This window comes from Rubrivivax sp. JA1055, assembly GCF_020966565.1.
GTDB lineage: Bacteria > Pseudomonadota > Gammaproteobacteria > Burkholderiales > Burkholderiaceae_C > Rubrivivax > Rubrivivax benzoatilyticus.
In genome coordinates this window covers 260,624-281,719 of sequence record NZ_JAJKFP010000001.1, presented here as the reverse complement: position 1 = coordinate 281,719, position 21,096 = coordinate 260,624, and the positions used below count along the sequence as shown (strand labels likewise).

Here is a 21,096-nt window from a genome sequence, read left to right as displayed (position 1 = left end):
AGCCCGCTTGCACGGGCCGTTCAAGGGCTTTCGGGTACCGTCGCGCCCCATGCACGCCTCGATCCCTGCGCTCGCGTGGCGCCAGACGCTGCGCGACCTGCGCGCCGGCGAACTGCGCCTGCTGTTCTTCGCCGTGATGCTGGCCGTCGCCGCGCTGACGGCGGTGGGTTTCTTCGCCGACCGCCTGAATGGCGGCCTGGCGCGCGACGCACGCCAGCTGCTCGGCGGTGACGCGCTGGTCAGCAGCGACCGCCCGACGCCGCCGGAGCTGGTGCAGCTCGCCGCCGCCAGCGGGCTGCGCAGCGCGACCAGCGTCTCGTTCCCGAGCATGGCGCGTGCGCCCGACGATCTCGGCGGTGCCAGCCGGCTGGTCGCCGTCAAGGCGGTCAGCGACGGCTACCCGCTGCGCGGCGCGCTGCAGCTCAAGGCGCTGCAGGGCGACGGTGTCGAGACGGTGGCCGCCGGCCCGCGCCCCGGCACGGTGTGGGTCGACGCGGCGGTGCTCGCCTCGCTGCAACTCGCGCCCGGCCAGCCGCTGCTGCTGGGCGACGCGACGCTGACGGTGGCGCGGGTCATCGCCGTCGAGCCCGACCGCGGTGCCGGCTTCACCAGCTTCTCGCCGCGCGTGATGCTGCACGAGAGCGACCTGGCGGCCACCGGCCTGGTGCAGCCGGCGAGCCGGCTGAACTACCGTTTCGCCGTCGCCGCGCCCGAGGGCCGCGATGCGCTGGTGCGCCAGTTCGTGCAGCAGGCCGAGGAACGCATCCACGCCGTGCCGCTGCGCGGCGTGCGCCTGGAGTCGCTGCAGAGCGGCCGCCCCGAGATGCGCCAGACGCTGGACCGCGCCGAGAAGTTCCTGAACCTCGTCGCGCTGCTGGCGGCGCTGCTGGCCGCGGTGGCGGTGGCGATCGCCGCGCGCGACTTCGCTGCGCGCCATCTGGACGACTGCGCGATGCTGCGCGTGCTGGGGCTGGCGCAGCGCCGCATCGCCGGTGCCTACGCGCTGGAGTTCGCGGCGCTCGGGCTGGCCGCCAGCGCCGCCGGTGTCGCCGTCGGCTGGCTGGTGCACCACGTCTTCGTCTTCCTGCTCGCCGGCCTCGTCAACGCCACGCTGCCGGCGCCGTCTCTGTGGCCGGCGGCCTTCGGCGTCGGCGTCGGCATGACGCTGCTGCTGGGCTTCGGCCTGCCGCCGGTGCTGCAGTTGGCGCGGGTGCCGCCGCTGCGCGTGATCCGCCGCGACGTCGGCACGCTGAAACCGGCGTCGCTGCTGGTGCTGGCCGCCGGCACCGGCGGCTTCGCGGCGCTGCTGCTGGCCGTGGCGTCCGACCCCAAGCTCGGGTTGATCGCGGTCGGCGGTTTCGCCGCCGCGATCGCGGTCTTCGCGCTGCTGTCCTGGGCGGCGGTGACGCTGCTGCGCCGCGCCGTGCCCGAGGCCGGCGCGCCGCGCTGGCTGGTGCTGGCCACGCGCCAGCTCACCGCGCGCCCGGCCTTCGCGGTGCTGCAGGTCTCGGCGCTGGCCGTCGGCCTGCTGGCGCTGGTGCTGCTGGTGCTGCTGCGCACCGACCTCGTCGCCAGCTGGCGTGGCGCGACACCGCCGGACGCGCCCGACCGTTTCGTCATCAACGTGCAGCCCGACCAGGCCGCACCGTTCCGCCAGACGCTGGCCGAGGCCGGCGTCACGCGCTACGACTGGTATCCGATGATCCGCGGCCGCCTGGTGGCGATCAACGGCCGCGCCGTCAGCGCCGACGACTACAGCGACGACCGCGCGGCGCGCCTCGTCGACCGCGAGTTCAACCTCAGCCACGCCGAGCAGCGCCCGGAGCACAACGAGATCGTCGCCGGCCGCTGGACGCCGGGCGAGGCCGGCGCGGTGTCGGTCGAGGAAGGCATCGCCCAGACGCTGGGCCTGAAGCTCGGCGACACGCTGCGCTTCGACGTCGCCGGGCTGCAGCAGGAGGCGCGTGTGACCAGCCTGCGCAAGGTCGACTGGGGCTCGATGCGGGTCAACTTCTTCGTCGTCTTCCCGGTGGCCGAGCTGCCCGAGCTTCCGGCCAGCTACATCGGCGCCTTCCGCGCGCCGGCGCAGCCGGGTTTCGACAACGCGCTGGCGCGCGCCTACCCCAACGTCACCGCGATCGACGTTTCGGCCTCGATCGCCCAGGTGCAGGGCGTGCTCGACCAGGTGATCCGGGCGGTGGAGTTCCTGTTCGGCTTCACGCTGGTGGCCGGGCTGGTGGTGCTGTTCGCGGCGGTGTCGGCGACGCGCGAGTCGCGTTCACGCGAGTTCGCGGTGATGCGCGCGATGGGCGCCGGCAGCCGCCTGCTGGCCCAGGTGCAGCGTGCCGAGCTGCTGGGCGTCGGCGCGCTGGCCGGGCTGCTGGCCTCGCTGGCGGCGATGGCGGTGGGCTGGGCGCTGGCGCGTTACGCCTTCGAGTTCGACTGGCGGCCGTCGCCGCTGGTGCCGCTGGCCGGCGCGGCGGCCGGCGCGGCGCTGGCGCTGGCCGCCGGCTGGTGGGGCTTGCGCGACGTGCTGCGCCGCCCGGTCGTCGAGACGCTGCGCCGCGCGACGGTGCAGTGAGCCGGCGTCAGCCGGCGTCGAGCGCGCGGTCGATGGCCTCGAGCAGCCGGCGCTGTTCGAGCGGCTTGGTCAGGTAGTCGGCGAAGCCGGCCTCGCGTGCGGCGGCGATGCGATCGGGCATCGCGTCGGCGCTGACCGCGACGACCGGGATCGCCTGCGTCTCGGGGCGCGCGCGCATCCGGCGCAGCAGCTCGAAACCGTCGGCGTCGGGCAGCTGGATGTCCAGCAGCACCAGCGCCGGCCGCGCCGCCAGCGCCAGCGCCAGGCCGGACTCGGCGTCGTCGGCCAGCAGCAGCTCCAGCTCGGGCCGGCGCGCCAGCATGGCCTCCATCAGCATCTGGTTGACGGCGTTGTCCTCGACGTAGAGCAGGGTGCGGCGCTGCGGCGCCGGCGGCCCCGAGGCGTCGGCGCTGCTGCGCTCCAGGCGGACCCAGAAGGTGCTGCCGCGGCCCGGTGCGCTGTCCAGCCCGATGCGCCCGTGCATGGCCTCGACCAGCCACTTGGCCAGCGCCAGGCCGACACCGGCGCCGTCACTGGCGGCGTGCGCGCCCTCCAGGCGCTCGAAGGCCTGGAACACGCGCCGCTGGTCGGCCGGCGCGATGCCGGGGCCGTCGTCGTGCACCTCCAGGCGCAGGTGCTCGCCCTCGTCGCGCCAGGCGATGCTGACGCGGCCGCCGCGGCGGTTGTACTTGACGGCGTTGGTCAGCAGCCCGGCCAGCCCCTGGCGCAGGCGCGCCGCGTCGGCGAGCACGAAGCCCTCGACGGCGACGGCCGGCGGCTCCAGCCGCACGCCGCGTTCGGCGGCCAGCGGCGCGACGAGGCGGCAGGCTTCGGCTACCGCGGCCGCCGCCGGCACCGCCTCCAGCCGCACGCCCAGCGTGCCGCCGTCGATGCCGGCCAGGTCCAGCACCTGGTCGATCATCGCCAGCAGGTGGCGGCCGCCGCGCAGCACCTGCTGCAGGCGCTGGCGCTGCAGCGGCGTCAGCGGCTCGGCAGCGTCGGACTCGAGCAGCTGGCCGAAACCCAGCACCGCGTTCAGCGGCGTGCGCAGCTCGTGCGACATGCGCGATAGGAAGTCACTCTTGGCGCGGTTGGCGCGTTCGGCGTCGTCGCGCGCGGCGATCAGCGCCGCCTCGGCCGCCTTGCGTGCGGTGATGTCCCAGCCGTAGCGGATCCAGCCCTCCAGGCCGCCGCCCGGCGTGCGGCGCGGCACGCAGGTGTCGGCGATCCAGCCCCAGCCGCCGTCGGCGCGGCGCAGCCGGTATTCGGCGGAGAAGCTGCGCGCCTCGGGGCGTGCGGCCTCGAAGGCGGCGATGCAGGCGGCCTGGTCGTCGGCGTGCACGCGTGCGTGCCAGGGTTCGGCCAGCGCCTGCTCGACACCGCTGCCGGTGAACGCCTGCCAGCGCTGGTTGACCCACTCGGGCCGGCCGTCGGGCGCGCAGACGACGACCAGCGCCGGCGCCGCGTCGGCCAGCGAACGGAAGCGCGACTCGCTCTCGCGCAGCGCCTGCTCGGCGTGCAGTGCGTCGGTGATGTCGGTGAAGGTGCGCACCACCGGCCCGCCGTCGCTGCGGTAGGTGGCGACCTGCAGCGTGCGGCCGTCGGCGCCGGTGCGCTGGTAGCTGGCGGGCAGGGCGTCGAGGTCGCCGCGCAGCGCGGCCTCGATCGGCTCGCGCGCCGTCGGGTCGAGCTCGCCCGGCGCCGGGCCGACGCCGCCGTGGTCGACCTGCCAGCGCGCGAACTCGTTGAGCGTCGGGTGCGTGCGCAGCAGCTCCTCGGGCACGCCGGTCAGCTCGACGAGGCGGCGGTTCCAGGCCGCGGCGCGCCCCTGCTCGTCCAGCGTCAGCACGCCCTGCGGCAGGTTGGCTAGCGTGGCCTCGAGCAGGCGCGACTTCTCCTCCAGCAGCCGGCTGGTGCGCTGCTGCAGCTCGGTGGCGCGGCGCAGCTCGCCGATGTCGGAGAACAGGCCGATGGCGCCGGTCTTGCGGCCCTGCGCGTCGAGGATCGGCGTCGCCTGGTTCATGCACCACAGCGGCGTGCCGTCGTCGCGGCGCAGCCGCAGCTCGTAGTGGCCGACCTCGCCGGCCTCGCGGCGGCGCACCTGCTCGCGCAGGATCACCGCCTGGTCCTCGTCGACGAACTCCCAGACCGTGCGTCCGCGCAGCGCCTCCAGCCGCAGGCCGAGCATGCGGCACATCGCCGGGTTGGCGTCGGTGGTGCGCAGCGCGTTGTCGACGAACCAGAAGCCCTGCGTGGTGCTGTCCAGCAGCAGCGCCAGCATGCGCTGCTTCTCGGCCAGCGCGGCCTCGGCGGCCAGGCGCTGGGTGATGTCGACGGCCACGGCGACGAAGCCGCCGTCGGGCGTGGCGTTGCGGCGCAGCTCGACGGTGCGGCCGTCGGGCATCACGCGCACCGTGGTCGCGTGGCCGCCGCCGCGCAGCAGCGCCAGCCAGCGCTCGATGGTGGCCTCGGGGTCGCCGCCGCCCAGGCGGCCGGCGCGCACCTGCGCCTCCAGCAGCGCGCGCACCGGGGTGCCCGGGCGGCCGAGCGCCGGGTCCAGCCGCGTGATCTCGGCGAAGCGCGGGTTCATCGCCCGCACGCGCAGGTCGGGCCCGGCGACGAGCAGGCCTTCGTCGACGTGGTCGAAGATCAGGCGCAGCAGGGCCTCGCTGTCGCGTGCGGCCACCAGGCTGCGCTGTTCCTGGCGGCGTGCCGTCGCCAGCGCCAGGCGCTGGCGCCAGTTGCGCTCGGCCGAGACCAGGCCGTACAGCCCCAGCAGCGCCGCCACCGCGATGCCCAGCAGCACCGACGGCGCCGGCGGCTGGTTCTCCGTCAGCAGCCGCAGCGTCACCGGCGTCACCGCCGGCAGCGCGAACAGCACGCCGGCCAGCCGGTCGAACTGCGCCAGCACCAGCGCCGCGGTCGACATGCCGGCCACCGCGATCATCAGCACCGTCAGGCCGTGGTGCGTGTCGGCCATCGGCATCAGCGCCGCGCCGCCCCAGACGCAGCCGTTGAGGAAGGTGCCGGCGCGAAAGCGTGTCAGCCAGGGCGCCTGCACCTCGGGATCGGGCGCGCAGCGGCGGTGGCGCGACAGCGCCCACAGCCGGCCCGCCAGCAGCAGCGCCAGCACGGCCAGCCAGCCGAGCAGGGCGCCGTCGGGCACGTCGCCGTGCAGCGCCCAGGCGACGAACGTCGCGACGCCGGCACTGCCCAGCACCGAGAACGGGACCGCCGACGCGTGCTCGGCCACCTGCGACAGGTGCACCTCGCGCTCGATCTCGGCGTCCTTCTCGTGCTCCGCGGGCTTCGGTGATCGCACGGGGCGCTTCCCTCCGGTCAGGTCACGTAGTGTGACCGCAGGCGGGGGCGGTCTTCCACGCCCCGGCACCGGTTCGCGTGGGCCGCCTCACGGCTCAGGAGCCGGACACGCGGAACGCGGCGATGGCCTGCGCGAGCTGCCGCGCCTGTTCGCGCAGCGACTCCGACGCGGCGGCCGACTGCTCGACCAGCGCGGCGTTCTGCTGCGTCATGCGGTCCAGCGTGGCGACGGCGTCGTTGATGTCGCCGATGTCCTGGTGCTGCTCGGCCGACGCGGCGGAGATCTCGGCGATGGTCGCGCTGACGCGTTCGACCGCGGCGACGATCTCGTCCATCGTCGTGCCGGCGTCGGCGACCAGGCGGGCGCCGGTGTCGACCTTCTCGACCGAGTTGCCGATCAGCACCTTGATCTCGCGTGCGGCCTCGGCGGCGCGCCCGGCCAGCGAGCGCACCTCGCCGGCGACGACCGCGAAGCCGCGGCCCTGCTCGCCGGCGCGCGCGGCTTCCACCGCCGCGTTCAGCGCCAGGATGTTGGTCTGGAAGGCGATGCCGTCGATGGTGCCGATGATGTCGGCGATGCGGCGCGAGCTGGCGTTGATCTCGTCCATCGTCGCCACGACCTGGCCGACGACCTCGCCGCCGCGGCGTGCGGTGCCGGCGGCGGCGCCGGCGAGTTCACGCGCCTGCGACGCGGCGTCGGCGCTGTGGCGCGCGCTGCCGGCGAGCTGGCCGACGCTGGAGGCGGTCTGCTGCAGGCTGCCGGCGGTCTGCTCGGTGCGCTGGCTGAGGTCGGCGTTGCCGGCGGCGATCTCGCCCGAGGCGGTGTCGATCGACTCGGCCGACTGGCGCACGCTGGCCAGCGTGCCGCCCAGGCGCAGGCGCATCGCCTCGACGTCGCGGATCAGCTCGCCGACCTCGTCGTCGCGCTCGCTCTCGACGTGGCGCGTCAGGTCGCCGGCGGCCACCGCCTCGACGGCGTGCGCGAGCTCGCGCAGCGGCTGGGCCACGCCGCGGCGCAGCACGACGAACAGCGACGCGCCCAGCGCCGCGGTGACCAGGCCCAGCAGCAGCCAGAACGGCCGCAGCCCGGCCCAGGTGGCGGCCATCGCCTGGCCTTGCGAGACCTCGGCGAGCACGACCCAGCCGGTGGACGGCACCTTGCGCGCCACGGCCCAGGTGTCGCCGCTGTCGCGGTCGACGAAGCCGGGCGAGGGCAGGCGCTCGCCGGCGCCGGCCGCCGGCAGCGCCGCCAGCAGCGCGGCGGCGCCGGGCACGGCCTCCAGCACCTTCTGGCCGGCGGCCTCGCGGTGGGCGATGAAGACCGCGTCCTCGGGCCTGGCCTTGGGGTCGACGATGACGATGCCGCCGGTGCCGGCGAGCCGGGCCTCGGCGGCCAGTTTGCGCAGCGCGGCGCGGTAGGCGCTCTGGTCGAAGCCGACGAAGAGCACGCCGACGACGCGGCCCTGGGCGTCGCGCAGCGCGTCGTAGCGCGCCATGTAGGGTTTGCCGAAGAGCTGCGCCGGGCCGACGTAGGAGCCGCCGGCCTTCAGCGCCGCGTAGGCCGGGTGCTGCGTGCCCAGCGGCGTGCCGACGGCGCGCGAGCCGTCCTCCTTCTTCAGCGAGGTCGTGATGCGCACGAAGTCCTCGCCCTGGGCGGCGAACACCGTGGCCACGCCGCCGGTCAGCGACGCGAAGCGGTCGACGAGCGTGAACTCGCCGGCGAGCGCCTGCCCGGCGGCCGTCAGCGTGTCGCCGTCGAGCGCGTAGGGGCCGGGCAGGTCGGCGGCGAAGGCGCCGTAGAGCTTGTCGGCCATCGTGCGCGCCGCGCCGTCGAAGGCCTCGGCCATGTCGGCGACGGCCTGGGCGCGTTCGCCGAAACGCTCGACGTTGGCCTCGTTGGCGTTGCGCACCGTGATCCAGCTCTGCAGCGCCGCCGCGGCGCCCAGCGCCAGCGCCAGGCCCAGGCCGCCGGCCAGCGAGATGCGGCGCGCGATCGAGCCGTTGCGGGAAGCCGTGGGCCTGTTCATCGGGGCGGGTGCGGGCTGGGGCATCGGGTCGGCAGATCGTGCGTCGCGCGCAGGTTCGACCGGTCCGGGGCGGCGCGTGCCCGGCGGCGTGGAGGCGGCGTCGCCGCGGCGCCGGGGCCTGCGGGGGCCGCCGGCGTGAGCGGCTGCGCCCGTTCAGCCCGCGGCGCGGGTGCAGGGCCGGCGGCGGCTGCAGACGGCGCTGCCGCCCGAGGCGGCAGCGGCCGGAACGCGGCCCGGCGACGGAGACGGCGCGGCCCGTGGTCCTCATCAGGGTGGGCCCCGGCGAGCGCGGCCCGGCTCCCGAGGGCTCAGTGCGTGGCGCCGTCCATCAGGCCCATGTCGGCGCTGCTCATCAGCGCCTCGATGTCGACCAGGATCAGCATGCGCTCGGCGTCGCCGCTCTTCACCGCGCCGATGCCGGTGATGTAGTGGGCCTCGATGCTGGAGCTGAGCTCCGGCGCCGGCTTGATCTGCTCGCGGTTGAGCTCGAGCACGTCGGACACCGAGTCGACCACGGCGCCGACGACGCGGCCGCGCACGTTGAGCACGATGACGACGGTGAAGCCGTTGTACTCGGCGCTCTCGCAGCCGAGCTTCAGGCGCAGGTCGATGATCGGCACGATGACGCCGCGCAGGTTCACGACACCCTTGATGAACGACGGCGCGTTGGCGATGCGCGTCGGCGGCTCGTAGGAGCGGATCTCCTGCACGCGCAGGATGTCGATGCCGTACTCCTCGCCGCCGAGGCGGAAGGTGAGGAACTCACCGCCGGCCTGGCCCTCGACGGCCGCGGCGCCGTTCGAGGCGGAGGCCGCGCGCGTGCGCTCGCTGCGGGCAGAGGGGGCAACTTCGGTCAGCATGTCCATTTCGTGTCCTTCAGGAAGGCGTCGTACGGGTTATCGACCGTCGCGGCGCCGAGTTGAGCGGGGCGGGCGTGGCAGATGCCACGCCGGGCGTCAGAACGTTTCCCAGTCGCCGTCGTCGCGTGCGGCCGGCGCGGCGGGCGAGGCGGGCGCCGCCGGGGCGGTCGGACGCGGCGTCTGCGCGCGCACCGGGGCGGCGGCCGGCTCCGGCGACGCGGCCTCGCGGGCCGGTGTCGCGGCCGGCCTGGACGGCGGCTTCGGCGCGGCCGGCGGCGTCGCGGCGCGGGCGCTGTCGCCGGCACGGGCGATCAGCTCGCGCGCCAGCACCGGCGGCGTGGCCGTGGCGGTCTGGGTCAGGTGGAAGGTGGCCACCAGCTCGGCCAGGCGGGTGCCCTGCTCGCGCAGCGAGCCGGCGGCGGCGGCCGACTGCTCGACCAGCGCGGCGTTCTGCTGCGTCATCTGGTCGAGCTGGTTGACGGCGCCGTTGACCTGGGCGATGCCACTGCTCTGCTCGGCGGTGGCGGCGCTGATCTCGCCGATGATGTCGGAGACGCGCTGCACGCTGGCGACGATCTCCTGCATCGTGCTGCCGGCGTCGCCGACGAGCCGGGCGCCGGCCTCGACCTTGTCGACCGAGTCGCCGATCAGCGTCTTGATCTCGCGCGCCGCCGAGGCCGAGCGCTGGGCCAGCGCCCGCACCTCGCCGGCGACGACCGCGAAGCCGCGGCCCTGCTCGCCGGCGCGCGCCGCCTCGACGGCGGCGTTGAGCGCCAGGATGTTGGTCTGGAACGCGATGCCGTCGATGACGCCGATGATGTCGGCGATCTTCTTCGAGCTGGTGTTGATCTGGTCCATCGTCGAGACGACCTGGGCCACGACCTCGCCGCCGCGCTGGGCGGTGTCGGCGGCGCTGCCGGCGAGCTGGTTGGCCTGGCGCGCGGCGTCGGCGCTCTGGCGCACGTTGCCGGTCAGCTGCTCCATCGAGCTGGCGGTCTGCTGCAGGCTGCCGGCGGTCTGCTCGGTGCGCTGGCTCAGGTCGAGGTTGCCGGTGGCGATCTCGTTGGACGCGGTGCGGATCGAGTCGGCGCTCGCGCGCACCTCGGCCAGCGTCTTCTCGACGTGGCGCAGCGCCTGCTGCAGGCGGTGCGTGGCCGGCGACTGCGCGGGCAGGTGCGCCGGCGCGAAGGTGACGTCGCCGCGTGCGTCGACCAGGCCGTCGGCGATGGCCACGAGCTCGTCGGTGGTGCGGTAGTCGCTGCGGCTGCGCAGCGCCAGCATCACCAGCACGCCGGCTTCGCCGACGACGAAGGCGGCGTGTTCGATGACCTTCAGCAGGCTCGGCTCGGTGAAGCACACCGGGCCCCAGCCCCACTGCTGGAAGTAGTTGAAGCTCAGGTGGTGCACGGCGATCGTCGCCGCGCCGGCGATGACCGCCTCCCAGCGGCGGTAGACGACGGTGGCGGCGAGCAGCGCGAAGACCGCGAAGTGCGCCTCGGCCGCGCCGCGCGCGACATGGATCAGCAGCGCCACGGCGGCCATGCCGAGCACCGGCAGGCCGATGAAGCTGGCGGCCTTGCGGCTGCCGCCGCCGAGGCCGGCCAGCGCTGCCGCCGCGGCCAGCAGCAGCAGGCCCAGCCCGAGCGCGAGCCCCAGGCCGTCGAAGGCGACGCCGTAGGCCACGGCGCCGAGCACGACGAGCGCCATCGAGGCGAGCATCGCGCGGTCGTTGAAGTCGATGTTCATACTGCTTGCGTCGTCTCGCGGCGACGCCCTCGTGGGCTCAGAAGGTTTCCCAGTCGTCGTCGGCCCGCGCGGTCTGCGGCGTCGCGGCGGCGGCCGGCGCCGGCCGCGGCGCGGCGGCGGCGGGGGTTGCCGCGGCGGCCGGCGCGGGACGGGCGCCGTCGCGGGCGCGGGCGATCACGGCCTTGGCCACCGGGGCGGCCTGGGCGCGTGCGGGGGCCGGCTTCGGCGCTTCGGGCGCCGCGGCGGCGTGGCCGGTCGAGCCCGGCACGCGGAACGCGGACACCAGCGCGGCCAGGCGTTCGGCCTGCTCGCGCAGCGACTCGGCCGCGGCGGTGCTTTGCTCGACCAGCGCGGCGTTCTGCTGCGTCATCTGGTCCAGGCCGGCGATGGCGCCGTTGACCTGGCCGATGCCCTGGCTCTGCTCGGTGGCCGCGGCCATCACCTCGCCGATGATGTCGGCCACACGCTGCACGCCGGAGACGATCTCCTGCATCGTGCTGCCGGCGTCGGCGACGAGCCGGGCGCCGGACTCGACCTTCTCGACCGAGCCGCCGATCAGCGTCTTGATCTCGCGCGCGGCCTCGGCGCTGCGCTGGGCCAGCGAACGCACCTCGCCGGCGACGACGGCGAAGCCGCGGCCCTGTTCGCCGGCCCGCGCCGCTTCCACGGCGGCGTTGAGCGCCAGGATGTTGGTCTGGAAGGCGATGCCGTCGACGGTGCCGATGATGTCGGCGATCTTCTTGGAGCTGGCGTTGATCTCGTCCATCGTCTGCACGACCTGGGCGACGACCTCGCCGCCGCGCTGGGCGACGCTGCTGGCGCTGCTGGCGAGCTGGTTGGCCTGGCGCGCCGAGTCGGCGGTCTGGGCGACGGTGGCGGTGATCTCCTCCATCGTGCTGGCCGTCTGCTGCAGCGAGCCCGCGGTCTGTTCGGTGCGCGAGGACAGGTCGGTGCTGGCCGCGGCGATCTGGCTGCTGGCACCGGCCACCGAGCCGGTGCCGCTGCGGATCTGCTCGACCATCGTCGTCAGGCTGGCCTGCATGTCGCGCAGCGCGCGCAGCAGCGTGCCGATCTCGTCGGCGCGCGTGGTGTCGGGCACCGGCTGGGTCAGGTCGTGCGCGGCGATGCGCTGCGCGGCCTCGATCGATTCGGCCAGCGGGCGGGTCACCGAACGTGTCATCGACCAGGCCAGCGCCATGCCGGCGGCGATCGCCGCGGCCAGCATGCCGGCGAGCGTGTAGACCGCGGTGCGAATGCTGTCGTTCACCCGGGTGGCGAGCTGGTCGGCGTGCTGCCTGGCGCGCTGCTGGTGCGCCTCGATGGCGGCGAGATAGGCCTGGGCGGTGCTCGTCATCGGGCCGTTGACGAGGCGGTCGCCCTCGGCGACGGCGCCTTCCTTGAAGGCGGCCGAAGCCTGGTTGCGCGTGTCGATGTAGACCTTGCGCTTGGCGGCGATGTCGGCGAACGCGGCCTTCTCCTCGGCCGAGTCGCCGCTGGCTTCGAGCGCCTTCTGCAGCGTGCCGATCTCCGCGGAGGTCTGCTTCATCTGCGGGTCGACCACCGCGACGACGTTCTCCGGGAATCCCGCGGCCGCGACGGCCAGCGCGCGAGCCAGGTTCAGCCGCGTGTTGGACTTCCAGGTCTCGAGATCGGCGGCGCGCGACATCGCGGCGTCGCGTTGGGCCCCCAGCCTGGCGATGTTGCGCAGTTCGTTGATGCCGACGGCCGTCGTGATCGCCATCAGCGCGAGCACGGCCGCGAAGCTCAGCCCGAGCCGGGTGCCGATGCGCAGGTTGGACAGGGATTTCATCGTTTTCTCCTGGGGGCGAGCTTCTGCCTGGGTGGTCCGTCGAGGCCTGTCGGCCTCGTCAGACCACCGGGGTGGCCAGCTCCTTGGCCGCCGGCTCGTGCGAGCCGGCGGCAGTGCGGAAGGCGGCGACGATCGCGCCGAGGCGCTCGGCCTGTTCCTTCAGTGATTCGGCGGCGGCGGCCGACTGCTCGACGAGCGCGGCGTTCTGCTGCGTCATGCCGTCGAGCTCGGAGACGGCGCCGTTGACCTGGCTGAGGCCCGAGCTCTGCTCGCCGGCGGCGCGGCTGATCTCGCCGATGATCTGGTTGACACGCTGCACGCTGGCGACGATCTCGCCCATCGTCGTGCCGGCGTCGGCGACCAGGCGGGCGCCGGTGTCGACCTTCTCGACCGAGTTCCCGATCAGCGCCTTGATCTCGCGCGCGGCCTCGGCCGAGCGCTGGGCCAGCGAGCGCACCTCGCCGGCGACGACCGCGAAACCGCGGCCCTGTTCGCCGGCCCGTGCCGCCTCGACGGCGGCGTTCAGCGCCAGGATGTTGGTCTGGAAGGCGATGCCGTCGATGGTGCCGATGATGTCGGCGATGCGGCGCGAGCTGGCGTTGATCTCGTCCATCGTCGTCACGACCTGGCCGACGACCTCGCCGCCGCGCTGCGCGACCTCGGCGGCGCTGCCGGCCAACTCGCTGGCCTCGCGCGCGGCGTCGGCGCTCTGGCGCACGGTGCCGGTGATCTCCTCCATCGCGCTGGCGGTCTGCTGCAGGCTGCCGGCGGTCTGCTCGGTGCGGCTGGACAGCTCGGCGTTGCCGGCGGCGACCTCGCGGCTGGCGAGCTCGATGCTGTCGGCCGAGCTGCGCATCTGGCCGACCATGCGCTGCAGCGACTCCTGCATGCGCGCCAGCGCGGCCAGCAGGTCGTTGGCCTCGTCGCGGCCCTGCAGCTGGATCGGGCGCGTCAGGTCGCCGTCGGCGATGGCCTGCGCCACCTTGCGGGCGTGGTCGATCGGGCTGGTGATCGAGTGCGAGTTGGCCAGCGTCATCGGCGTGATGACCAGCATCACGACGGCGATCAGGCCGCCGAAGACGAACAGCGCCTGCTGCATCGTCTCGTCGAACCGCGCCGCGGCCTCGGCGCTCTCGGCCATGACGATCGTCTGGATCTTGCCGGCGGCCTGCTCGACGGCGGCGATGTGGCCGCCTGCGCGCTCGAGCATGCGGTCGACGACGCGGGCGTTGTCGAACACGCCTTGCTGCGCCCGGTCGAGCACCATCGCCGCGGCCTTCTCGTACTCGGCCAGGCGCTCGATGGCGCCGCGCGCGATCGGGTTGTCCTCGTCGTCCTCGCCTTCGAGCAGCGACTTCAGCGCCGCCGTGGTGGCGTCGATCTCGCGCTTCCACTCCTGGCGGTGCTTGGCGATCGCGGCGCTGTCCTCGTAGTCGATGACCATCTGCTTCTCGTGCAGGCGGGCCTGCGCGATGTGCTGGTCGATCGCCGCCGTCGCGGCCTGCTCGCCGCGCGACTGCTCCAGGATCTTCTGGTTCAGCTCGCGCAGCTCGAGCCCGCCGACGAGCCCGGCGGCCCCGACCACGACGAAGGACAGCAGCACGACGGCAATCGCGCCGCGCATGCGGGTGCGGATCGTGAATCCGCGCATTAGGGCCAGCAGTGCATTCATCGCGCTAACTTCCAGGGGCTGATCGGATCAAGCTTCCCGCCACGGTCCGGCTTTGCCGGACCGTCGGCGGACGGCCCCCTCGGGGGGTAGCGAGCGCAAGCGAGCTCGGGGGCACAGGTCCATCAATGTCTAGAGCGGCGAACCAGAGAACCGATGTCCAGGATCAGCGCGACACGCCCGTCGCCCATGATCGTGGCGCCCGAGACGTCGTCGACCTTGCGGTAGTTGGACTCGAGGTTCTTGACGACGACCTGCTGCTGTCCGAGCAGCTCGTCGACGAGCAGCGCCACGCGCCCGCCCTCGGCCTCGACGACGACCATGATGTTGCTGACGCGCTCGAAGTCGAAACGCGGCACGTCGAAGACGCGCTCCAGGTCGACGACCGGCATGTACTCGTCGCGCACCTCGACGACGCGGCCGGTGCCGCCGATCGTCTTGATCATGCCCGGCTGCACCTGGAAGGACTCGACGACCGAGGACAGCGGCAGGATGTAGCACTCCTCGCCGACGCCCACGCTCATGCCGTCCATGATGGCCAGCGTCAGCGGCAGGCGCACGCGCACCGTCATGCCGTAGCCCTCGGCCGAGTCGATCTCGACCGTGCCGCCGAGCGCGGTGATGTTCTTCTTGACGACGTCCATGCCGACGCCGCGGCCGGAGACGTCGGTGACGACGTCGGCGGTCGAGAAGCCCGGCGCGAAGATCAGGCCGTAGACCTCCTGGTCGGTCATCGTGTCGGGCGCGTCCAGGCCGCGCTCGCGCGCCTTCTTCAGCAGCTTCTCGCGGTTCAGGCCCTTGCCGTCGTCGCGCACCTCGATGACGATCGAGCCACCCTGGTGGCTGGCGATCAGCGTGATCGTGCCGGTCTCGGGCTTGCCCTTGGCCAGGCGCTCGGCCGGCAGCTCGATGCCGTGGTCGCAGCTGTTGCGCACCAGGTGCGTCAGCGGGTCGGTGATCTTCTCGACCAGGCCCTTGTCGAGCTCAGTCGCCTCGCCGACCTGCACCAGCTCGACCTTCTTGCCGAGCTTGCCGGCGAGGTCGCGCAGCATGCGCGGGAAGCGGTTGAAGACCAGCGACATCGGGATCATGCGGATCGACATCACCGCTTCCTGCAGGTCGCGGGTGTTGCGCTCCAGGTCCGCCAGGCCGGAGGACATCTGCTGGTACAGCGCGGCGTCGACGCCCTTGCTGTTCTGCGCCAGCATGGCCTGGGTGATGACGAGCTCGCCGACGAGGTTGATCAGCTGGTCGACCTTCTCGACCGAGACGCGCAGCGTGCTCGACTCGGGCGCGGCGGCCTTGTCGGTCCGGGCGGCGGCGCGGGCCGGCGCGGCCGGCACGGCGGCGCGCACCGGCTCGGCTGCCGCGGCGGGCGCTGCGGGCGCGGCGGCGGCCTCGGACGGCGCGCCCGGCGCGTCGTCGAAGAAGCCGTAGCCGGGGTCGGGTTCGGTCTTGCTCGGCTCGGGTGCGCCGGGCGCGCCGGCGTGGAAGCCGTAGCCCGGGCCCAGCGGGCCCAGGCGCAGCTGCTCGCGCGCGACGTGGAAGGTGAACAGGTCCAGCAGGTCGTTGTCGGGCGTCGTCGTGACGACCTTGAAGCGGCGCATGCCGTCGGCGGCGCGGCCGGCGTCCAGCGGCTCGATCGTGCCCAGGTCGGCGATCTCCTTGAACAGCTCGACCAGGTTGTCGGCCATGCCCGGGTCGGCCAGCGGCCCGACGGTCAGCTCCAGCGCACGCGCGGCCGTCCCCCCGGCGGCAGGCGCGGCGACCGGGGCCGGGGCCGCAGCGGCGGCCGCGGCAGCGGGCTGGGCTGCGGCGGCAGCGGCCGGCGCGGCCGGCAGCGGCGCGGCGGCGGCCTGGCCGGTGACCAGCGCGCGGATCGACACCAGCAGTTCGCGCGTGTCCACCGGGTCGGCGCCGTTGCCCTGGTGGCGGGCGAGCTGCGCCTTCAGCGCGTCGCCCGAGGCCAGCAGCACGTCGACCATCGCCGCCGTCGGCGCCAGTTCGTGGCGGCGCAGCTTGTCCAGCAGCGTCTCCATCTCGTGCGTCAGCTCGGCGATGTCGCTGAAGCCGAAGGTCGCGGCGCCGCCCTTGACCGAGTGCGCGCAGCGGAAGATCGCGTTGAGCTCCTCGTCGTCCGCGTTCTCGATGTCGAGGTTGAGCAGCATCTGCTCCATCGTCTCGAGGTTCTCGCCGGCTTCTTCGAAGAAGACCTGGAAGAACTGCGAGAGGTCGATGCCGGCGGACAGGTGGGCGCCTTCTTGTTGGGTGTCGGCCATGGTCGTGCTCCGTGTTCCTGCTGGGGTCCCGTCGCGGGACTCAGCGAATGACCTTGCCGATGACCTCGACGAGCTTGGCGGGGTCGAAGGGCTTGACCAGCCAGCCGGTGGCGCCGGCGGCGCGGCCGGCCTGCTTCATCTGGTCGCTCGACTCGGTGGTCAGGATCAGGATCGGCGTGCTCTTGAACTTCGGGTTCTCGCGCAGCTTCTTGGTCAGGCTGATGCCGTCCATGCGCGGCATGTTCTGGTCGGTCAGCACGAGGTTGAAGTCGCGCTGGTTGGCCTTCTCGTAGGCATCCTGTCCATCGACGGCCTCGACGACATGGAAGCCGGCGTTCTTCAGCGTGAAGGACACCATCTGGCGCATCGAGGCGCTGTCATCAACGGCAAGGATCGAGTGCATGGGAGGTCTCTCGGGGGGGAAGGTTGGAGTTCTGGGGGCGGATGCGCCGGGCGGTCAGAAGAGCTCGACGGACCCGGCGTCCATCTCGTCCTGGGTCACGGGGTTGGGGCGCAGCGGCGCCTCCTCGACGAGCGTCTCGCCGTCCTCGTCGTCGCCCATGGTGTCGCGGGCCAGCCGGTCGGCGCAGTTGCGCAGGCGCCGGGAGGTGTGGTGGACCAGTTGCGAGGCCATGTCCTGGAACTGCATCGCCGTGATCGCGCCAGCCATGTGCTCCATCGCGGCATGGAGCTGGTGGCTGTCGAGCTCGGGGTGCGGAGCGGCCGAATGCAGCAGCTGCTTCAACTCCTGCGTCGCGCCGTAGAAGTGCACGAGCAGCGAGTCGCAGGCGTCGCTGAGCAGGCGCTGGAGGCGGTCGAGGTCGTTGCTGGCGACGAGCAGGTGGTCCTGCAGGTCCGCGGCGGCCAGCAACGGCATCGTGCCTTCGTGTGCCGTGTCGTGAGGTTCCTGGGAGAGCATCCGGACTCCGGGTGTTCGGTTCTTGTTCGACCTCGTCCGGCCGCGGATGCACCGTGTTGGTGCAAGCCTGATGCGGCCAGCCGGGCCTCTTCCGACCCATTTTCGGCACGCGCCCCGCAAACATTGAGCGGAAGACGCGGTGATTCGCGTCATATTTCTGTGCTCCCGGCGGGCCCCCCGGGCGGGGGCGGTGCGCAGGGTGCGCGATACTTCACGGATGAGCGCTCCTTCGCCGCCGGTGCGCCTGCTGCACCTCGAGGACTCCGAAGCCGACCACGCGCTCGCGATGGCGCAGCTGCGCCGTGCCGGGCTGCAGGTGCAGGTCGAGCGCGTGGACAGCCGCGACGCCTTCGTCGAGGCCCTGGGCCGGCCCTGGGACCTGATCCTGTCCGACTACAACCTGCCGTCGTTCACCGGGCTGCAGGCGCTGGAGATCGTGCGCGAGCGCGGCTGCCTGGTGCCCTTCATCCTGGTCTCCGGCGAGATCGGCGAGGACACGGCCGTCGAGGCGATGCGCAACGGCGCCAGCGACTACCTGCTGAAGAACAACCTCGCGCGGCTGGCGCCGGCGATCGAGCACGCCATCGCCGCCGCCGAGACGCGGCGCGCCAAGCTGCGCGCCGACCTGGAACTGCAGGCCTCGCAGGAGCGGCTGTCGGAGCTGGCGCAGCATCTGCAGCTGTCGGTCGAGGCCGAGCGCAACGCGATCGCGCGCGAGATCCACGACGACGTCGGCGGCTCGCTGACCGCGCTGAAGTTCGACCTGCACTGGATCGGCCAGCGTGTCACCACGCCGGAGCTGAAGACCCGCGTGCTGAGCGCGCTGGACACCGTGACGCACGCCATCGAGGCCAGCCAGCGCATCATGCACAACCTGCGCCCGGCGATCCTGGAGCAGGGCCTGGTGCCGGCGCTGCAGTGGCTGGCCGGGCGTTTCGAGCGCAGGAGCGGCGTGCCCTGCGCCTTCCGCACCAGCCACGAGAAGCCACAGCTGCCGCTGGGCGTGCCGCTGGTGGCGTACCGCACGGCGCAGGAAGCGCTCACCAACATCTCCAAGCACGCGCAGGCGACGCGGGTCTCGCTGGACCTGTCGCTGACCGGCGGCGTGCTGTCGCTGGAGATCAGCGACAACGGCCGCGGCCTGTCGGCCGAGGATCTGGCCAAGGCGCAGAGCTTCGGCATCCGCGGTCTCAAGGAGCGCGCGGCCACCGTCGGCGGCTGGATCGACCTGAGCAGCGGCCCCGGCGGCACGACGCTGATCCTGTCGGTGCCGCTGGAAGCCGGTGCCGGCACCGTGTTCGACCCGGCGCGCGACGACCGCGAGCACGATCCCTCGGCCTGGGCCTCGCTGTAGCGGCCCGCAGTCCCGGAGCGACCCGATGATCGACGTCATCCTCTGCGACGACCACGCGCTGATCCGCCGCGGCATCCGCGACACGCTGTCCGACGCCCCGGACATCCGCGTCGTCGGCGAGGCCGGCGACTACGGCGAGTTGCGCACGCTGATGCGCGGCACGAGCTGCGACGTGCTGGTGCTGGACATCAACCTGCCCGGGCGCAGCGGGCTGGACGCGCTGCACGCGCTGAAGGACGAGGGCTCGCCGGTCAAGGTGCTGATCGTCAGCATGTACCCCGAAGACCAGTACGCGATCCGCGCGCTGCGCGGCGGCGCCTTCGGCTACGTCAACAAGGGCGGCGAGCCGCGCCAGATCGTCGACGCGGTGCGCACCGTCGCCCAGGGGCGCAAGTACGTGACGCCGGAGATCGCGCAGATGCTCGTCGAGAGCCTGACCGCGCCGGTGCTCGAGACCCCGCACCAGAAGCTCTCCGACCGCGAGCTGCAGACGCTGGTGATGATCGCCTCGGGCAAGCGCCTGGCCGACATCGCCGAAGAGCTGATGCTCAGCCCCAAGACCGTCTCGGTCTACCGCGCGCGCGTGCTCGAGAAGCTGCAGCTGGCGAACAACTCCGAACTGACGGTCTACGCGATCCGCAACGGGCTCGTCGGCTCGTGAAGCCGCGCGCTGCGGCGCTCGACGACGCGCAGGCGATGCGTGTCGCCGGCGCCGAGCTGCTGTCGCTGGCGCTGATCGACGCACGCAACCACACGCTGCGCTGGCTGGTGGCCTTCGAGACCCGCGACGCGCTGTCCCGCGCCGATGGCGGCCCGTCGCCGCTGGCGCTGGCCGCACGCGCCGGTGCCTGGCAGGACCGCTGGATCGCGCGCAACGTGTGCCGCCAGCGTGGCGAGGCCGCCGACGCCTCGGCGCTGCGGCTGCCGCCGGCCGACGCGGCGATCGACGCCTGGCTGGCCGGCGCCGCGCCGGCGCCGACGCCGGCCGCGCTGCGGGCCTGGCTGGCGCAGACGCTGGAGACGACGCTGGACCTGCTGGGATCGGCGCACGCCGACGACGCCGGGCTGCACGTCTTCCGCTGTGCGCTGCGCCACGAGGACCGGCTCGGCGAGGCGCTGGCCGAACGCGCCGCGGCGCTGCAGCTGCATGCCGGCGGCGAGCCGCCCTTGCCCTGGCGCGAACCGCCGGCGCTGGCCGCGCGCGAGCCGCTGCGGCTGCCGGCGCAGCGCTGGATGCTGGGCTCGCAGCCCGGCGGCGCGGTGCCCGAGAACGAACGCTGGGCGCACGAGGTGGCGCTGCCGGCGTTCGAGATCGACGCCCGGCCGGTGTCGTGGGCGGCTTATGCCGAGTTCGCCGAAGACGGCGGCTACGACCGGCGCGAGTGCTGGAGCCCCGCCGGCTGGGCCTGGCTGCAGGCCGAGGGCCGGCGCGCGCCGCGCCACGTCGAGCAGTTGCGCGGCGGCGTGCTGGTGCAGCGCCATGGCGAGCTGCGCCGCGCCGCGCCCGCCCAGGCGGCGCTGCATCTCAGCCGCCACGAAGCCGAGGCCTGGTGCCGCTGGGCCGGCCGGCGCTTGCCGACCGAAGCCGAGTGGGAGTGCGCCGCGCAGCAGGCGGCCGGCCGCGGTTTCGCCTGGGGCGAGGTCTTCGAGTGGGTGGCCGGCAGCGCCCGGCCCTGGCCCGGCCATGCCGCCGGCGCGTCGGCTCTGGACCCGCTGCCCGCACGCCCCGCCGCCGTGCTGCGCGGCGCGTCCTGGATGACCCGGCTGCGCCAGGCCCACCCCAAGGCCCGGCGCTTCGCGCCCGCCGAGGCGGACACGATGTTCTGCGGCTTCCGCTCCTGCGCGATCTGAGCGGGGGTCAGGTCTTGCCTTTTGCAGCGGCGCCGTTCAGCCGGCGGCCGGGTGCGCGACGAGCGGGCGTGCGTGGCGTCCGGCGGCGGGGGTGCCGTCGTGCAGGATGGCCTGGGTCAGCATCGCGCGGCTGACGTGCCAGCGGGCCAGCGCGTGGTCGAAGACCAGCCGCTCGTCCCAGGAGACCTGGCCGTCGGCGGTCAGCGCGGCGGCGGCCAGGCGACAGACCAGCAGCCGCTCCTGCGGGTCGGCGACGGCGTCGAGCAGGCGGTCGACGTAGGCCTGGTCGCGTGCGTGCAGCCAGGAGCTGCCGGCCAGCCCGCTGCCGACCTCGTGCAGGCATTCGTGCACCAGGGCCTCGAAACGGGCCCGCGGCACGCCGAGGCGGCCGAAAGCCTGCAGATCCTCCAGGGCCTGCAGTTCACGCGGGTCGGCGCGGCCGTTGGCCGCGACCATCACGGCGAGCGCGTGGGCTGCCGCGGTTCGAGGCGGCCGTGAGTCGTGGGTCGTCATCGAGTGCTCCTTCGCGGCGGCCGCCACGCCCCCGTGGCCTGGCCATCCCTTGCCACGGAGCCGCGCCGGGGCGGGAAGTTCCCCCGCCGGCTCGCGGCCGGCGTCTCGCTTGACGTCGCGCAGCGGTTGCAAAACCCCCGCTGCCGTCGGGCCAGGACCCTGCGCA

At 73.8% G+C, this 21,096-nt stretch carries 14 protein-coding genes; 4 read left to right on the top strand and 10 right to left on the bottom strand.

The window, feature by feature from the left end:
- The first annotated feature begins 49 nt into the window (after window positions 1-49).
- Window positions 50-2,581 carry an ABC transporter permease gene (locus tag LOC65_RS01165; protein WP_009856089.1) on the top strand — a complete coding sequence of 844 codons (2,532 nt, stop codon included), beginning with the start codon at window positions 50-52 and terminating at the stop codon, window positions 2,579-2,581.
- A gap of 7 nt (window positions 2,582-2,588) precedes the next feature.
- Here the strand turns inward: LOC65_RS01165 and LOC65_RS01160 are convergent, their stop codons facing one another.
- From LOC65_RS01160 to LOC65_RS01120, 9 genes are all read right to left on the bottom strand, one after another.
- On the bottom strand, window positions 2,589-5,903 hold the full coding sequence (locus tag LOC65_RS01160; RefSeq protein ID WP_230246298.1) for a PAS-domain containing protein: 3,315 nt from the start codon (window positions 5,901-5,903) through the stop codon (window positions 2,589-2,591).
- A gap of 94 nt (window positions 5,904-5,997) precedes the next feature.
- Window positions 5,998-7,929 carry a Cache 3/Cache 2 fusion domain-containing protein gene (locus LOC65_RS01155; protein WP_230246296.1) on the bottom strand — a complete coding sequence of 644 codons (1,932 nt, stop codon included), beginning with the start codon at window positions 7,927-7,929 and terminating at the stop codon, window positions 5,998-6,000.
- 308 nt (window positions 7,930-8,237) lie between these two features.
- A complete protein-coding gene (locus LOC65_RS01150) occupies window positions 8,238-8,795 on the bottom strand; it encodes a chemotaxis protein CheW (protein ID WP_230246294.1) in 558 nt (185 codons plus the stop codon).
- A 90-nt stretch (window positions 8,796-8,885) separates the two neighbouring features.
- A complete protein-coding gene (locus LOC65_RS19435; protein WP_310736910.1) occupies window positions 8,886-10,535 on the bottom strand; it encodes a methyl-accepting chemotaxis protein in 1,650 nt (549 codons plus the stop codon).
- Between the two features lie 37 nt (window positions 10,536-10,572).
- Complete coding sequence (locus LOC65_RS01140) at window positions 10,573-12,345, bottom strand: methyl-accepting chemotaxis protein (RefSeq protein ID WP_230246292.1); 1,773 nt, start codon at window positions 12,343-12,345, stop codon at window positions 10,573-10,575.
- A 58-nt stretch (window positions 12,346-12,403) separates the two neighbouring features.
- Window positions 12,404-14,017 carry a methyl-accepting chemotaxis protein gene (locus tag LOC65_RS01135; RefSeq protein ID WP_230246291.1) on the bottom strand — a complete coding sequence of 538 codons (1,614 nt, stop codon included), beginning with the start codon at window positions 14,015-14,017 and terminating at the stop codon, window positions 12,404-12,406.
- Window positions 14,018-14,139: 122 nt separating this feature from the next.
- Window positions 14,140-16,293 (bottom strand): chemotaxis protein CheA, encoded by a 2,154-nt coding sequence (locus LOC65_RS01130; protein ID WP_029718952.1) that lies wholly within the window; start codon window positions 16,291-16,293, stop codon window positions 14,140-14,142.
- A gap of 40 nt (window positions 16,294-16,333) precedes the next feature.
- Window positions 16,334-16,696: a response regulator gene (locus LOC65_RS01125; protein ID WP_009857434.1), complete on the bottom strand. Its 363-nt coding sequence runs from the start codon at window positions 16,694-16,696 to the stop codon at window positions 16,334-16,336.
- A gap of 54 nt (window positions 16,697-16,750) precedes the next feature.
- A complete protein-coding gene (locus LOC65_RS01120; protein ID WP_009857433.1) occupies window positions 16,751-17,212 on the bottom strand; it encodes a hypothetical protein in 462 nt (153 codons plus the stop codon).
- A gap of 217 nt (window positions 17,213-17,429) precedes the next feature.
- Between LOC65_RS01120 and LOC65_RS01115 the strand changes: the two genes are divergently transcribed.
- Genes LOC65_RS01115 through LOC65_RS01105 form a run of 3 tightly spaced genes read left to right on the top strand, consistent with a single transcriptional unit; the run spans window position 17,430 to window position 20,417 of the window.
- A complete protein-coding gene (locus LOC65_RS01115; RefSeq protein WP_029718953.1) occupies window positions 17,430-18,566 on the top strand; it encodes a response regulator in 1,137 nt (378 codons plus the stop codon).
- A gap of 25 nt (window positions 18,567-18,591) precedes the next feature.
- Complete coding sequence (locus LOC65_RS01110; protein ID WP_009857431.1) at window positions 18,592-19,227, top strand: response regulator transcription factor; 636 nt, start codon at window positions 18,592-18,594, stop codon at window positions 19,225-19,227.
- A complete protein-coding gene (locus LOC65_RS01105; RefSeq protein ID WP_230246290.1) occupies window positions 19,224-20,417 on the top strand; it encodes an SUMF1/EgtB/PvdO family nonheme iron enzyme in 1,194 nt (397 codons plus the stop codon). Before LOC65_RS01110 ends, LOC65_RS01105 begins: the two co-directional genes overlap by 4 nt.
- Before the next feature lie 36 nt (window positions 20,418-20,453).
- On the opposite strand, the gene LOC65_RS01100 is transcribed toward LOC65_RS01105, so the two are convergent.
- Window positions 20,454-20,930 carry a hypothetical protein gene (locus LOC65_RS01100; protein ID WP_230246289.1) on the bottom strand — a complete coding sequence of 159 codons (477 nt, stop codon included), beginning with the start codon at window positions 20,928-20,930 and terminating at the stop codon, window positions 20,454-20,456.
- Window positions 20,931-21,096: the final 166 nt, after the last annotated feature.

Excerpts from the sequence above, each read along its gene's own strand:
- LOC65_RS01125 (WP_009857434.1), bottom strand. The coding sequence starts at position 16,696 with ATGCACTCGATCCTTGCCGTTGATGACAGCGCCTCGATGCGCCAGATG.
- LOC65_RS01115 (WP_029718953.1), top strand. The coding sequence starts at position 17,430 with ATGAGCGCTCCTTCGCCGCCGGTGCGCCTGCTGCACCTCGAGGACTCC.
- LOC65_RS01130 (WP_029718952.1), bottom strand. The coding sequence starts at position 16,293 with ATGGCCGACACCCAACAAGAAGGCGCCCACCTGTCCGCCGGCATCGAC.
- LOC65_RS01140 (WP_230246292.1), bottom strand. The coding sequence starts at position 12,345 with ATGAAATCCCTGTCCAACCTGCGCATCGGCACCCGGCTCGGGCTGAGC.
- LOC65_RS19435 (WP_310736910.1), bottom strand. The coding sequence starts at position 10,535 with ATGAACATCGACTTCAACGACCGCGCGATGCTCGCCTCGATGGCGCTC.
- LOC65_RS01150 (WP_230246294.1), bottom strand. The coding sequence starts at position 8,795 with ATGGACATGCTGACCGAAGTTGCCCCCTCTGCCCGCAGCGAGCGCACG.
- LOC65_RS01155 (WP_230246296.1), bottom strand. The coding sequence starts at position 7,929 with ATGAACAGGCCCACGGCTTCCCGCAACGGCTCGATCGCGCGCCGCATC.
- LOC65_RS01135 (WP_230246291.1), bottom strand. The coding sequence starts at position 14,017 with ATGAATGCACTGCTGGCCCTAATGCGCGGATTCACGATCCGCACCCGC.
- LOC65_RS01165 (WP_009856089.1), top strand. The coding sequence starts at position 50 with ATGCACGCCTCGATCCCTGCGCTCGCGTGGCGCCAGACGCTGCGCGAC.
- LOC65_RS01110 (WP_009857431.1), top strand. The coding sequence starts at position 18,592 with ATGATCGACGTCATCCTCTGCGACGACCACGCGCTGATCCGCCGCGGC.
- LOC65_RS01100 (WP_230246289.1), bottom strand. The coding sequence starts at position 20,930 with ATGACGACCCACGACTCACGGCCGCCTCGAACCGCGGCAGCCCACGCG.
- LOC65_RS01120 (WP_009857433.1), bottom strand. The coding sequence starts at position 17,212 with ATGCTCTCCCAGGAACCTCACGACACGGCACACGAAGGCACGATGCCG.